Source organism: Pseudomonas sp. RIT357 (genome assembly GCF_000632245.1).
GTDB lineage: Bacteria > Pseudomonadota > Gammaproteobacteria > Pseudomonadales > Pseudomonadaceae > Aquipseudomonas > Aquipseudomonas sivasensis.
On sequence record NZ_JFYX01000010.1, the window covers coordinates 24511 to 38215 of the forward strand.

The window sequence follows — 13705 nt, forward strand, 5'->3', positions numbered from 1 at the left end:
GCCGGAATGCCGGCCCAGCCAAAAGTAACCAAAAGGCCTTCGCCTCACCACTCGGCACCTCGCCTAGGCTCGGCGTGCCCTCACTCCGGCTTTGGAACGTGGGCCGCCGCTCCAAAACCTGCGTTCGGCCAGCGTGGTTTTACGGGGCGACCGCGGATCACAAGCAAGAGCGCGGCGGCCTTAGAGCCGACCGGTTTATTGAGTCGAACTGCTTTCACAGGTGGGAGGGGGCTTGCCCCCGATAGCGATCTTTCGGTGTGCATTTCCATTCCTGCAGAAACGGATATGTACCCAATCAAAAAAAGCCCAACCCAATAGGCCGGGCCAAACCACTTTCTATGGTCATCTATGCAAAACTCTAAATTCCGCAAAATCGGCATATTCACCGTACTGGCCGTAGCCATCAGCCTAATCATCTACACCGTCCAGGCACCGGCCGACGCACCGCTGTACCTCACCGCCACCGCCGAACGCGGCGACATCGAAAACGCCGTCCTGGCCACCGGCCTACTCGAAGGCATCAAGCAAGTCGACGTCGGCGCCCAAGTCTCCGGCCAGTTAAAGTCACTCAAGGTCAAAGTGGGCGACAAGGTAAAAAAGGGCCAATGGCTCGCCGAAATCGACCCGTTGATCCTGCAAAACACCCTGCGCAAAGCCCAAGTGGATGAGGAAAACCTCCAGGCCCAGCGCAGGGCCACGGCGGCTCAGCTCAAGCAGGCCAAGTCGGTGTATGAACGCTACAAAGGCTTGCAGGATGACGAGTCGGTATCGCGCCAGGACTTTGAAGATGCCGAATCGACCTTCCAGGTGCAGCAGGCCAATCTGTTGGCCCTGGATGCGCAGATCAAAAGCGCACATATTCAGATCGACACCGCCAAGATCAACCTGGATTACACCCGCATCAATGCGCCCATCGACGGCGATGTGGTGGGCATCGTCACCCAGGAAGGCCAGACGGTGATCGCCAGCCAACTGGCGCCGGTGCTGCTCAAGTTGGCGGACCTGGACACCATGACGGTCAAGGCCCAGGTGTCGGAGGCGGATGTGATTCATATCAGCCCCGGCCAGCAGGTGTATTTCACCATCCTCGGTGAAGCCGACAAACGCTACTACGCCAAGCTGCGCGGCACCGAGCCGGCACCGCAGAACTTCCTTGAAACCCAGACCGCCGGCACGCCCAAGCAGAACACGGCGGTGTTCTACAACGCGTTGTTCGATGTGCCCAACCCCGACCATCGCCTGCGCATCGCCATGACCGCCCAGGTGCGTATCGTGCTCGACACCGCCCAGGCCGCGTTGATGGTGCCGGTGGCGGCGCTCGGGGCGCGCAATAACGACGGCAGTTACGCGCTGCGGGTGCTGGATGCCAAGGGCAAGGCGGTGTCCCGTGATGTAAAAACCGGCATCAACAACAACGTCAAGGTGCAGATCCTGGAGGGCCTGGCCGAGGGCGATAAAGTGGTGATCGGTGATGCGTCGCCTGCTGTGGCGGGGAACTGACGGATGAGCCAGCCACTGTTGGAACTCAAGGGCATCACCCGCAGTTTCATGGCCGGCGAGCGTGAGTTCATTGCGCTCAAGGGTATCGACCTGACGATTCAGGCCGGGGAAATGATCGCGATTATCGGTGCGTCCGGTTCCGGTAAATCCACCTTAATGAATATCCTTGGCGGCCTGGATTACGCCACTGCCGGCAGTTACAAGATCAATGGCATCGAAACCCGTTCGTTGGGTGATGAACAACTGGCGGAACTGCGCCGCGATTATTTCGGGTTCATCTTCCAGCGCTACCACTTGCTGGCGCACCTCAGTGCTTTGCACAACGTGGAAATGCCGGCGATTTACGCGGGCACCCCACAGACTCAACGCCACAGTCGCGCACGGGAGTTGCTCGAACGCCTGGGGCTGGCCAGCCACACCACCCACCGTCCCAGCCAGTTGTCGGGCGGGCAGCAGCAACGGGTGAGTATCGCCCGGGCCTTGATGAATGGCGGTGAAGTGATCCTCGCTGACGAACCCACCGGCGCCCTCGACACCCACAGCGGCAAGGAGGTGATGCGTATCCTCGCCGAGCTGCACGCGGCCGGGCACACGGTGATTATCGTCACGCACGATCCCAAGGTGGCGGCGAATGCCCAGCGTATTGTCGAGGTCTGCGACGGCGAGATCATCAGTGACAAGGCCAACACCCGCAGTGGATTGGACGCGCCTGCCGAGGCGCCGATAGAGCCCCGGCGCAGCGGCGCACGGCGGTTGGTGGCGAGCCTTGGGTTGTTCAAGGAAGCGTTCAACATGGCCTGGGTCGCGCTGGTGTCCCATCGCATGCGCACCTTGCTGACCATGCTCGGCATTGTCATCGGCATCACCTCGGTGGTGTCGATCTCGGCCATCGGCGAAGGCGCCAAGCGCTATGTGCTCAAGGACATCCAGGCGATTGGCAGCAACACCATCGATATCTTTTCCGGCACCAGTTTCGGCGACAGCCGCGCCTCGGCCATCGAAACCCTGATGCCGTCGGATGTGGACGCGTTGAACCAGTTGTACTACGTGGACAGTGCCACGCCGGTGGTGGGCCGCAGCCTGTTGCTGCGCTATGGCAATATTGATCTGGATGCCCAAGTCAATGGCGTCAGCGACCGCTACTTCAAGGTCAAGGGGCTGAAGCTTGAAGCCGGTATTGCCTTCAGCGAAAGCGATGCACGGCGCCAGGCCCAGGTGGTGGTGATCGACCACAACACCCGGCACCGTCTGTTCGGGCCGAACGTGGACCCGTTGGGCCAGGTGATCCTGGTGGGCAACCTGCCGTGCACAGTGATTGGCGTGACGGCCGACAACAAAAACATGTTCGCCGCCAGCAAGGCGCTCAACGTGTGGGTGCCTTACGAAACAGCGGCGGGGCGTCTTTTAGGCCAGCGCCACTTGGACAGCATCACCGTGCGCATCAAGGACGGTCAGCCGAGCAAGGTGGTGGAAGACAACGTCAACAAGCTCATGCTGCAACGCCACGGCACCAAGGATTTTTTCACCAACAACCTCGACAGCATCATGCAGACGGTGCAAAAAACCAGCCGCTCCCTGGCGCTGCTGTTGTCGTTGATCGCAGTGATTTCATTGCTGGTGGGGGGGATTGGCGTGATGAATATCATGCTGGTGTCGGTCACCGAGCGTACTCGTGAGATCGGTATTCGCATGGCAGTGGGCGCGCGGCAGTCGGACATTCGTCAGCAGTTTTTAGTGGAAGCGGTGATGGTGTGCCTGATCGGCGGCTTGATTGGTATCTCGCTGTCCTACGCGCTGGGGTTTCTGTTTTCGCTGTTTGTGAAGGAATGGGAAATGGTGTTTTCGGTCGGCTCAATCGTCACAGCCTTCGCCTGTTCGACGCTGATCGGCATTGTGTTCGGCTTTGTGCCAGCGCGGAACGCGGCGCGGCTGGACCCGATTGAGGCATTGGCCAGGGACTGATTTCTGTTGGCCGGTGAAGATCAAGTGTGGGAGGGGGCTTGCCCCCGATGAGGGACTGTCAGTTGATGCATCTATGGCTGACACACCGCTATCGGGGGCAAGCCCCCTCCCACCGGTTTAACTGGTGATGTCGTCCGTGGAATACATCCAGCGCAACAACGAATGCCGTCCGCTGATCCCCAGTTTGATCGCCGCCCGCTTGAGGTAGCTTTCAATCGTGTTGACCTTCAATGCCAGTTGCTCCGCCAACTCCGGCGCCGTCCGCCCGGCCAGCAGGCCCACACACACTTCCAGCTCGCGGTTGGACAGGGTCAGGCCCGATTGCACCAGGCGTTCTTCAATGCGTCGGCGCAGGGTGTCGATGCCCTGGTTTTGCGGCTCCCTCGGATCGCTGTCCTGGCGGCAGGGCTGGATCGCGGCGATGTGTTTTTCCACCATCGGCAGCAGCAGGGTGGAGAAGTCCTGCAGCATGCTGCGCTCCTGAGGCGAAAAGCTTTCGGACTGGTGCGAGCGGTACACCGACAGCACGTAGCGCACGTCGTCTTTGCGGCGTGTGAGGTGCAGTTGTGCGGCGGGTTGTGCTTCGCCCAGGGCCGCCACCGAATCGGTGTAGACCGGGCTGATCTTGCGGCGGGTGTGCCCTTCGGGGCTCACGCGCATTTGGGTGATATGGGTGGCGTCCACTGCCAGTTGGGTGAGAATCAGGTCATGCAGCATGCGTGGGAAATGGCGACTGCCGGTGCTGGCGATGACCTTGCCTATATGTGGGAACAGGTTTGAGTTCATCAGTTCGTCCATGAATGTCGAGTGCAGGACGTATGCTAGTACAGCCTGGCGGCGGGATGGGGATCCAATTGGGAAAAAAACCAGATTAAGCACGGCCAACGGCGGCCGGACCTGTCCGACCGCCGCCAGCGCAAAACAAAACTCATCTCACCGCATGCGCCGCCATCAGCGTTCGGCGCGGCAAGGCGCGCGTGCATGTGGCCAGTGCTTGCTGCACATCCGCCAGCAGGTCGGCAACGTCCTCAAGCCCGACCGATAAACGCACCAGGCCTTCGCTGATGCCGTGGTGCGCGCGCTGTTCCGGGGTGTAGGTGGAATGGGTCATGCTCGCCGGATGCTGGGCCAGGGATTCAGCGTCGCCGAGGCTGACCGCGCGGGTGAACAGCTTGAGGGCATTCATGAAGCGCCGACCGCTATCGATCCCGCCCTTGAGCTCGAAAGCAATCATGCCGCCCGACTGGCTCATTTGCCGCGCCGCCAGTTCGTATTGCGGGAAAGAGGGCAGCCCCGGATACGTGACCCACTCCACCGCCGGGTGCGCCTGCAACGCTTCGGCCACGGCCTGGGCGTTGCTGCAGTGGCGGTCCATGCGCAGGGCCAGGGTCTTGAGCCCGCGCATCAGCAGCGACGCGTCCTGGGGCGACATCACCGCGCCGGTCAGGTCCTTGAGACCTTGCAGGCGAATGCGCTGGGCCGTGGCCAGGTTGCTGACGGCGATGCCGGCGGTGATGTCGCCGTGGCCGCTGAGGTACTTGGTGGCCGAGTGCACCACCACATCGGCACCCAGTTCCAGCGGGCGTTGCAGGTACGGCGTGCAGTAGGTGTTGTCGATCACCACCGTCACGTTTGGCTGTTGATGGGCGAGGGCGGCCACGGCTGTGATGTCCACCAATTGCAGGGTGGGGTTGGCCGGGGTTTCACAGTAGATCATACGAGTGGCAGGGCTGAGCGCCGCTCGCAGGGCGGCCAGGTCGGTGAGGTCCACATGGCGCACCTTGATGCCGAACTCACCAATGCCGTGGTGCAGCAGAGCGAAGGTGCAGCCGTAGAGGGTCTGGCTGACGATCACCTCATCGCCTGGCCGCAGCAGGGTCCAGAACGTCGCGGCAATTGCGCCCATGCCGGAGCTGAACGCCACTGCCGCCTCGCCGTTTTCCAGGGTGGCCATGCGCGATTCCAGCAGCGCCAGAGTCGGGTTGGAAATGCGTGTATAGAAGTGGCCGTCGGCTTCGCCGGCAAAACAGGCGGCGCCGTATTCGGCAGTGGGAAACGCAAACGTGGCTGACAGGTAGGTCGGCGGCACGAGCGCGCCGTGGTGGTCCTTGGGGTCGTAGCCGTGGTGGATGGCGCGGGTAGAAAAGCCGAATGCATTATGTTTATTGTTCATGTCGGGCGCTCCTTATTTCCTACAATGCTATGCTCATAACCAAGGCTGAATTTTCCAAACTTTGCCGACAAATCCCGCGTTAAGGGATGAAAAAACCCTAAAAATAATGAACAGAGGCAAATCATGCCCGTCACCTTGGACCGCACCGACAAAGCGTTATTGAACGCCCTGCAAGGCAATGCCCGTTTAACCGTGGCCGAACTCGCCGAACGCGTGTCCCTGACCACGTCACCGTGCTGGCGTCGGGTCCGTCACCTGGAGGAGAGCGGGGTGATCAGCGGTTACCAGGCGATTCTTTCGCCCAAGGCGCTGGGGTATGGGGTGACGGCGTTTGTCAGCATCATGATGGAAAGCCACACCCAGGATATCGCCCGGGCGTTTGAGCAGCGGTTGTTGGAGATTCCGGAAATCGTGGCCTGTCATAACGTATCGGGGCGCTATGACTTTTTGCTCGAAGTGGTCGCCAAGGACTTGGAGTCGTTTGGCGAGTTTGCGCGGGAGGTGTTGCAGACGCTGCCGTGCGTCAAAGAGATCTATTCGAGTTTTTCTTATAAGTCGGTGCGGCCGTTGCGGGTGATTCCGTTGCCGGGCTGATGCATTGGCTACCTGATCTTCCCCGGAATTGGATATTCCTGACGGCCGCGACGGTGACTAACCTAGCCACCAATCCCACCGTTCTGGAGTTCCACCATGCAATCCCGTACCGACTTCTACACCGCTTCCCCGGACGCCATGAAAGCCATGCTTGCCCTTGAAGCGGCGGTCGGCAAACTCTCCATCGAGTTGCCGTTGCTGGAATTGATCCGCCTGCGTGTGTCGCAGATCAACGGCTGCGCCTTCTGCCTGGACATGCACACCGCCGATGCCCGCAAGGGCGGCGAAACCGAGCGTCGCCTCTACACCCTGTCAGCCTGGCGTGAAACGCCGTTCTTCACCCCCCGTGAACGTGCGGCGCTGGCCTGGGCTGAAAGCCTGACGCTGATCAGCCAGACCCACGCTCCGGACGAAGACTTCAACGTGCTGGCCGCTGAATTCAGCGCCCAAGAGCAGATCGACCTGAGCGTGGCGATCGCGACCATCAACAGCTGGAACCGTCTGGCGGTGGGTTTTCGCAAGATGCCCAAGTAAGCGTCAGAAGTTGACTGAGGCACTCAGGCGCGCCGTCAGTGGCGCGCCTTGGAACAGATAGTCATCGCCCATGTACTCACCCGCGTCGCGCCAGTAGCGCTTGTCGAACAGGTTGTCGACGCTCAGGCGGAACACCGTCTCGTAGCCGTCGACCTTGGTGGTGTAGCGGCTGCCGACGTTGACCACCGCATAATCTCCCACCTCCACATTGCCGCTGCGGTTGGCGTACTTCTTGGCGCTGTATTGCACGCCGCCGAGCACCGCCAACCCATTCACCCACGGCAACGCGTAGTCGGCGTAGACACTGGCGCGCAGCTTCGGCACGTTGATCGCCTGATGCGCTTCGTATTGCGGCGTGCCGCTGCCGGTCACCCGTGCGCGAATCGCCGCCACGCTGGTGGAGATTTGCAGGCGTTCAGTGGCCCAGCCGTTGGCCGAGAGTTCTAATCCGGTGTTTTTCTGCTCGCCCTGCTGCACATAGGTGAAGTCGCCGGCAGCACCGGGCTTGGCGTACTGGTAGGCCTGGCGGGTCTGGAACACGGCAGCGGCGAAGCTGATGCGGCGCCAGTCGTATTTCACCCCGGCTTCGATCTGGCGTGAGGTGGTGGGTGCCAGGGTTTCAGCAGCGTTGGTGGCGAACCACGGCGCGGTGCCGCCCAGGGACAGGCCCTTGCTGTAGCTGGTGTACAGCGAGAGGTTTTCAATGGGTGTGTAGATCAGCGAAGCCTGGGGCAGGAACACGTATTGCTGGGTATGGCGTGTCTGGTCGCCGCTGACAGCGTCGAAGGCTTTTTCATCCAGGCGCACTTCGCGGCCACCGAGGATGGTTTGCCATTGCTCATTGAAACGGATGCGGTCGGTGACGAACACGCCGTATTGGCGGCTGTCGAGGTTGCGGTGGCTTGGATTCAGCGGTTTGTCGGTGGGGGTGAACGTCGGCGTGTCTTCGTCGATGTTGCTGGTGCCGATGTACTCGTTGACCGGGTTGCGCTTGTCGATCACCCGACGGAACGCGCTGGTGCCAAAGGTCAGCTCATGGCCGATGCCTGCGGTGTCGAACAACCCGGTCATGGCCGCCTGCACTTCGTCGTCGCGGCGGGTGTCGTCGGGGCTGCGGTAGTCGTAGACGTCGTAGTTTCCTTCGGGGCTGAAGGTGTTCGGCACGCTTGAGGTGCAACTGGTCGAGCCATAGCAGCCCCAGGCGAACGAGCTGTAATCATCGATCACCACCTTGCTGCGCGCGGCGCTGACGCTGCCTTTCCACTGGTCGCTGAAGCGGTATTCAAACCTGCCGTTGAGGTTCAACGAGTCGATGCCGACTTGCTTGGAGCCGCTCTGGTGGCCCAGCAGTTTTTTCGGCGAGGCGTCGTGGGGCACCTCAGTGCCGCCCAGTAACTGGTAGCCCGGTACCGAGCGTTGTTGCTTGTTCTGGTATTCCGCGTCCAGTTGCAGCACCGCGTCGGGGCCGATGTTCCAGTCGAAGGCCAGGGACACAAAGTCGCGCTGGCCGTTGGCATGCTCCACGTAGGAATTGAGGTCTTCATGGGCGACGTTGGCGCGCAGCCCGAATTGCTGCTCGCTGCCAAACCAGCCGCCGACGTCGGTGGCGATATAGCCACTGCCGCGGTCATCGGTGGACACCGTGACCGAGCGCACATCCTCAGGGCGCTTGGTCACATAGTTGATCACGCCGCTGGGCTCGGAAATCCCGCTTTGCAGGCCGGCCAGGCCCTTGAGCACTTCGACCTGTTGCTTGTTTTCCAGGGCCACGTTCTGTTCGCCGGTGATGGTGCGCCCGTTGATCTTGTAACTGCTTGCCGCATTCAGCGAGAAGCCGCGCACCACGAAGTTTTCGTAGTAGCCGATGGGCGCATAGCTGTCGCCTACCGAGGCGTCGTTGCGCAGCACCTCACTGAGCAGTCGCGCTTGCTGGTCCTTGATCAGGTCGGCGTTGAACACGCTGATCGACGCCGGGGTTTCCAGCAGCGGTGCTTCAGTGAAGCCGCCGACCGAGGCGGTATCGGCGCGATAACCTGACTCATCCTGGCCCTGAACCTTCACGGCCGGCAGTTCGATCTCTGCCGCGAGGCTGTTGCCAATACCGCCGCTGAGCAACAGGCCGAGGGCGAAACGTGAACTAACGACGGGACGAAAACGCAAAACCATGGGGGCAGGGCCTTAAAGCGCAGGGCGGGGGGCGCATAAACTAGGCATTACGGCGCGGTTTTACAAGTTATCGAGAATGGTTCTTTCACCTCACCCGCAACGGTGGAAGCTGGCTTAGGGATTAGATTTCAGCAAGAACGCCTAAAGGTGTTGTGTTCGCCGCTGCTTGAGGGAGTTGATGCATTGAGGCGCGTGGCGTGGCAGTCTGGACGACGTTTTCCTACGACTTGGAGATTTACCGTGGCAACAGCATCTGCAGTGATTGAAATCCCGGTATCGGCCGACACGGTCTGGCAATTGGTTGGCGGCTTCAACAGCCTGCCGGACTGGTTGCCGCTGATCGCCAAGAGCGAGCCAGGCGAAGGCGGCCGCTTGCGTCACCTGACCACTGGCGACGGTGGTGTGATCGTAGAACGTTTGCAGACCTTTGATAACGTGGCGCGCACCTACAGCTACACCATCGAGGAATCGTCATTTCCTGTGACTGCGTACCTGGCGACGTTGCAGGTTGAAGCGCTGAGCGAATCGTCGGCGAAGGTAACCTGGTCGGGCGTATTCACACCGGCGGCGGGCACCACGGATGCTGCGGTCGAAGAGTTATTTGCTGGGGTTTACAAGGGCGGGGTTGAGGCGCTGCGGGCGAATTTCTGACCTCATGAGCGCGCTTCTGTAGTGAGCGGGCTTGCCCCGCGCCGGGCTGCGAAGCGGCCCCAATAAACGCACCGCGTAGTATCAGGCAGCGTCCGGGTCGCCTGGTTTGGGGCGGCTTCGCCACCCAGCGCGGGGCAAGCCCGCTCACCACAGATAACTGGCACTACAGACAACTGTCACCACAGACAACTGTCACCACAGATAACTGTCACCACAGATAACTGTCGCCACAGATAACTGTCGCCATAGATAACTGTCATCACAGACAACTGGCACTCCAATTTGCCGGGGTTTACAAGGGCGGTGTTGAGGCGCTGCGGGCGAATTTCTGACCTCATGAGCGCGCTTCTGTAGTGAGCGGGCTTGTCCCGCGCCGGGCTGCGAAGCGGCCCCAATAAGCGCACCGCGTAGTATCAGGCAGCGTCCGGGTCGCCTGGTTTGGGGCGGCTTCGCCACCCAGCGCGGGGCAAGCCCGCTCACCACAGATAACTGTCACTACAGGCAACTGGTACTACAGACAACTGTCACCACAGATAGCTGTCACCACAGATAGCTGTCACTACAGATAGCTGTCACCGCAGACAACTGGCACCACGGGATAGCTGGTACAGCAAGATAACGGGTACAGCAGAATAATGAATGGCGCACCACAACACGCACATTCACTCGGTTAAGGCTATTCGGGCATAAGCTGTTGGCGGCACTCCAATACCAACCGCGCGCCCCCGCTTGCACTGCTGCCTACTTCCAACTTGAATCCGTGCAAGTTGATGATCGCCGCCACAATCGACAAGCCCAACCCGAACCCACCTTGTTGGTCGCTCTCATCCACGCGATAAAACCGTTGGAACACTGCTTTGCGTTCTGCCGCCGGTATGCCCGGTCCGGAGTCGTGCACTTCGATGCGCGTGCTGCCGCCATCGTTGACCGCGCGCAAAATCACTTCGCCTCCCGCAGGGGAGAATTTGATTGAGTTGCTCAGCAGGTTGGCCAGGGCTTCGAACAGCAGTGCGCGGTCGCCGGTGATCCACGGCAAGGATTCCGGGGTGTCGAGCACCAGATGCAGCTCGCCTTCTTCGGCCAGGGGCAGGTAGAAGTCGTGTAACTCGCGCAGCAGCGGCAGTGGGTCCATCACCAGAAAGCCTGAGCGGCGCTGGTGGTCTTCCAGCTCCGAGATACGCAATAGCCCGCGAAAGCGCGCCATCAGGGTGTCGGTTTCGGCGATGGCGTCGTCCAGTTGCAACGCATGCGCCGACTCGGCTTCGGCCTGCTGCTTGATGCGGTACAACTGCGCGCGCAGGCGGGTGAGCGGGGTGCGCAGGTCGTGGGCAATGTTGTCGCACACACCCTTGACCTCGTTCATCAGCTTCTCGATGCGGTCGAGCATGGCGTTGACGATGGCCGCGAGCATGTCCAGTTCGTCACGGCGGTTGGACAATGGCAAGCGGTGCGTGAGGTCGCCGGCGACGATGGCTTCGGCGCTGGCCTGGATCCCGCGAATCCGCCGTAACGGACGGCGACGGAGCAAATGCCAGCCGGCAGCGCCGGGGATGATCGTCAGGGACAATGCCCACAGCAATGCATGCCAGATGATCCGCGTCACACCAAACAGCGAACCGTTGGCGCGCACCAGCACCAGCCAGCGGCCTTCGTCGGTGTGGGTGGCGACGGCGTCGCAGCTGTCCTTGGGCAGTTTGGGATCGTCGGAGTCGACGCAATTGGTCAGGGTGTGGATCTTGCCGTCCAGGGGCAAGTCGGGTGGTATCGCGCGGATCGGCCCGCTCAAGGGTCGAAATTGCTCGTCGAACAGGCCGTAGGCGTCCACACCCTTCATGTCGAAGGTCATGCTGGTGGTCAGCGCTTCAACCAGTTCTTCACCGTCGAAACGCTGGAACAGGTGCTGGCGCTGCATCAGCGAGTGGCGCGAGAGGTCGCTCAGGTAACCGGAGACTTCGTAATACAGCACCCCCATGAGGATGCAACTCCAGGCCACGAACAGCGAACTGTACAGCGCCAGCAGACGGCTACTGGAAGAACGCCAGCCCTTAGAGGGGTTCAGCAATGACATAACCGGAACCTCGTACCGTGCGGATCAGCGGCGTGAGGCCCGGTGGATCGATTTTCTTGCGCAGGCGGCCGATGTGCACGTCGATCAGGTTGGTGCCTGGGTCAAAGTGATAGCCCCAGACTTCCTCGAAGATCATCATCCGCGACAGGATCTGCCCGGTGTTACGCATCAAAAATTCCAGCAGTTTGTATTCGGTGGGCAACAGGCTCAGGGGCTGATCGGCGCGACTGGCTTCGCGGCTGATCAGGTTGAGTTCCAGGTCGGCCACGCGCAGGGCGGTTTCGAACTCCTTGACCGTGCTTTTGCGGCGCAGCAGCACTTCGACGCGGGCGGCCATTTCATCGGAGGCGAACGGCTTGGTCAGGTAGTCATCACCCCCGGCGCGCAGGCCGCGTACGCGTTCGTCGACATCGGAGAGGGCGCTGATCATCAGGATCGGCGTCGACACCCCAATGGTGCGCAGGGTGGTGACGATGGCCAAGCCATCGAGTTCGGGCAGCATGCGGTCGAGGGTGATCAGATCGTAATCACCACTCACGGCGCGGACCAGGCCTTCGCGGCCGTTGTCCACCCAATCTACGTCCAGTCCATGGCTACTCAGCTCGGCGACGATCTCGCGGGCCGTTACGGCGTCATCCTCGATGGTCAAAATGCGGGTCATAGGATTACCTGGTGAGCGATTCACACTAGAAGTGGGGGCATTTTGCCAAGAAATGGCTGAACGCTTCCTAAATAAAACTTCATGTTTCTGAAGCTCACCCTGTTTCCACGGTTGGCGCTCATAAAGGGGGGCAGGGCTTGCATAACGCCCGCTGGTGAAAGCCCTATCTTGCAACTTGCATGGTTCGGTTAAGTTCAATCGAGTTAACGTGTTGAATTTAAACGATTTTAATTTTATTGCCGGGTGGCATGGTGCCTGCACTGTCCCTTTTGAGACTTGTAACACTATTTTTCCTGCCGGGAGCAAAACAACAATGATCACATCCTCATCCACGCTGCAAGAGTCGAGCACGCTCTCCGGGGTTTCCTGGGGGGCTATTTTTGCAGGGGCCGCGGCGGCAGCTGCGCTGTCGCTGATTTTGGTACTGCTGGGTTTCGGCCTGGGCTTTTCGGCGGTGTCGCCGTGGGCCGATAGCGGTATCAGTGCCAAGGGGCTTGGCATTTCCACCATTGTCTGGCTGGCGTTTACCCAGATCGTTGCGTCCGGCTTGGGTGGCTATATCGCCGGCCGGTTACGTGTGAAGTGGGCCGGGATGCATGGCGACGAGGTGTACTTTCGCGACACAGCCCATGGCTTCCTGGCCTGGGCGGTAGCCACGTTGGTTACCGCAGTGCTGGTGGTCGGTTCGGTCAGCAGTGTTGTCAGCGGTGGCGTCAAAGCCGGTGCCAGCGTGGCGGCGGGTGCTGCCAGCGGAATCACTCAAGCGGCGGGCAGTGCGGCTAAAGGCGTGAACGGCGGCGACTTCGACTATTACGTCGACAGCCTATTTCGCGATGACCGCCCAGTTGCCGTCAGCGATGACGCGGCCCACGGCGTAGTCGCTCGCATCTTCACCCGCACCCTGAGCAACGACGGCCAACTGGCCGCTGAAGACCGTGCCTACCTGGCCCAGTTGATCAGCCAGCGCACCAACCTCAGCCAGGCCGACGCCGAAGCGCGTATCGACAAGGTTTACGGCGATGCCCGTAAAGCCGTCGAAGACGCCAAGCTCAAAGCCAAACAGGCTGCTGATACCGCCGCCAAGGTCGCCGCTTACACCTCGCTTTGGACCTTTGTTGCCCTGTTGATCGGTGCGTTCTTTGCCAGCTTCGCTGCGACCTTTGGTGGTCGTCGTCGCGATGCCGTGGTGTACGTCGAAACCGAAAACTACGTTCGTTAATTCAAGGAGAACAACATGCGCTCATTACTGCTTTGGTTCCTCGGCGTGCCGATCCCGGTGATCATCCTGATCGCGATTTTCATGCACTGATCCGGACCCAGCTCGGTCCATTGTGGGAGGGGGCTTGCTCCCGATAGCGAAGTGTCAGTCGACAGCAACATCGACTGTTCCAACGCC

General features: G+C 60.7%; 11 protein-coding genes. 6 read left to right on the forward strand and 5 right to left on the reverse strand.

The annotated features are described in order from the left end of the window. Positions 1-348: 348 nt before the first annotated feature. Together macA and BW43_RS18930 are read left to right on the forward strand one after the other, a co-directional pair. Positions 349-1500: a macrolide transporter subunit MacA gene (gene macA / locus BW43_RS18935; RefSeq protein WP_032885759.1), complete on the forward strand. Its 1152-nt coding sequence runs from the start codon at positions 349-351 to the stop codon at positions 1498-1500. 3 nt (positions 1501-1503) lie between these two features. Next, entirely contained in the window at positions 1504-3462 is a 1959-nt protein-coding gene (locus BW43_RS18930) for a MacB family efflux pump subunit (protein WP_032885760.1), read from the forward strand. Between the two features lie 117 nt (positions 3463-3579). Here the strand turns inward: BW43_RS18930 and BW43_RS18925 are convergent, their stop codons facing one another. Next, complete coding sequence (locus BW43_RS18925; protein WP_177326421.1) at positions 3580-4248, reverse strand: response regulator transcription factor; 669 nt, start codon at positions 4246-4248, stop codon at positions 3580-3582. 142 nt (positions 4249-4390) lie between these two features. Next, positions 4391-5635 (reverse strand): methionine gamma-lyase, encoded by a 1245-nt coding sequence (locus BW43_RS18920; RefSeq protein WP_032885763.1) that lies wholly within the window; start codon positions 5633-5635, stop codon positions 4391-4393. A gap of 123 nt (positions 5636-5758) precedes the next feature. Here BW43_RS18920 and BW43_RS18915 point away from each other — a divergent pair, with 123 nt between their 5' ends. After that, complete coding sequence (locus BW43_RS18915) at positions 5759-6229, forward strand: Lrp/AsnC family transcriptional regulator (protein WP_032885766.1); 471 nt, start codon at positions 5759-5761, stop codon at positions 6227-6229. A gap of 96 nt (positions 6230-6325) precedes the next feature. Further along, positions 6326-6763, forward strand: coding sequence for a carboxymuconolactone decarboxylase family protein (locus tag BW43_RS18910; RefSeq protein ID WP_032885767.1), 438 nt, complete (start codon positions 6326-6328; stop codon positions 6761-6763). Between the two features lie 3 nt (positions 6764-6766). Here BW43_RS18910 and BW43_RS18905 read toward each other — a convergent pair whose 3' ends face one another. Then, positions 6767-8929, reverse strand: coding sequence for a TonB-dependent siderophore receptor (locus BW43_RS18905; RefSeq protein ID WP_032885769.1), 2163 nt, complete (start codon positions 8927-8929; stop codon positions 6767-6769). Between the two features lie 240 nt (positions 8930-9169). On the opposite strand from BW43_RS18905, the gene BW43_RS18900 reads away from it, so the two are divergent. Beyond that, complete coding sequence (locus tag BW43_RS18900) at positions 9170-9580, forward strand: SRPBCC family protein (protein WP_032885770.1); 411 nt, start codon at positions 9170-9172, stop codon at positions 9578-9580. A gap of 676 nt (positions 9581-10256) precedes the next feature. On the opposite strand, the gene BW43_RS18895 is transcribed toward BW43_RS18900, so the two are convergent. Together BW43_RS18895 and BW43_RS18890 are read right to left on the reverse strand one after the other, a co-directional pair. Further along, positions 10257-11648: a HAMP domain-containing sensor histidine kinase gene (locus tag BW43_RS18895; protein ID WP_032885772.1), complete on the reverse strand. Its 1392-nt coding sequence runs from the start codon at positions 11646-11648 to the stop codon at positions 10257-10259. Continuing rightward, entirely contained in the window at positions 11626-12309 is a 684-nt protein-coding gene (locus BW43_RS18890) for a response regulator transcription factor (RefSeq protein ID WP_010564812.1), read from the reverse strand. The genes BW43_RS18895 and BW43_RS18890 overlap by 23 nt, the downstream gene beginning before the upstream one ends. A gap of 313 nt (positions 12310-12622) precedes the next feature. Here BW43_RS18890 and BW43_RS18885 point away from each other — a divergent pair, with 313 nt between their 5' ends. Continuing rightward, complete coding sequence (locus BW43_RS18885; RefSeq protein WP_032885773.1) at positions 12623-13528, forward strand: hypothetical protein; 906 nt, start codon at positions 12623-12625, stop codon at positions 13526-13528. The last annotated feature ends 177 nt before the right edge of the window (positions 13529-13705 follow it).

Bases quoted from the DNA above. Each gene is read 5' to 3' on its own strand.
- BW43_RS18890 (WP_010564812.1), bottom strand. From the start codon at position 12,309: ATGACCCGCATTTTGACCATCGAGGATGACGCCGTAACGGCCCGCGAG.
- macA (WP_032885759.1), top strand. From the start codon at position 349: ATGCAAAACTCTAAATTCCGCAAAATCGGCATATTCACCGTACTGGCC.
- BW43_RS18925 (WP_177326421.1), bottom strand. From the start codon at position 4,248: ATGAACTCAAACCTGTTCCCACATATAGGCAAGGTCATCGCCAGCACC.
- BW43_RS18885 (WP_032885773.1), top strand. From the start codon at position 12,623: ATGATCACATCCTCATCCACGCTGCAAGAGTCGAGCACGCTCTCCGGG.
- BW43_RS18895 (WP_032885772.1), bottom strand. From the start codon at position 11,648: ATGTCATTGCTGAACCCCTCTAAGGGCTGGCGTTCTTCCAGTAGCCGT.
- BW43_RS18920 (WP_032885763.1), bottom strand. From the start codon at position 5,635: ATGAACAATAAACATAATGCATTCGGCTTTTCTACCCGCGCCATCCAC.
- BW43_RS18905 (WP_032885769.1), bottom strand. From the start codon at position 8,929: ATGGTTTTGCGTTTTCGTCCCGTCGTTAGTTCACGTTTCGCCCTCGGC.
- BW43_RS18930 (WP_032885760.1), top strand. From the start codon at position 1,504: ATGAGCCAGCCACTGTTGGAACTCAAGGGCATCACCCGCAGTTTCATG.
- BW43_RS18915 (WP_032885766.1), top strand. From the start codon at position 5,759: ATGCCCGTCACCTTGGACCGCACCGACAAAGCGTTATTGAACGCCCTG.
- BW43_RS18910 (WP_032885767.1), top strand. From the start codon at position 6,326: ATGCAATCCCGTACCGACTTCTACACCGCTTCCCCGGACGCCATGAAA.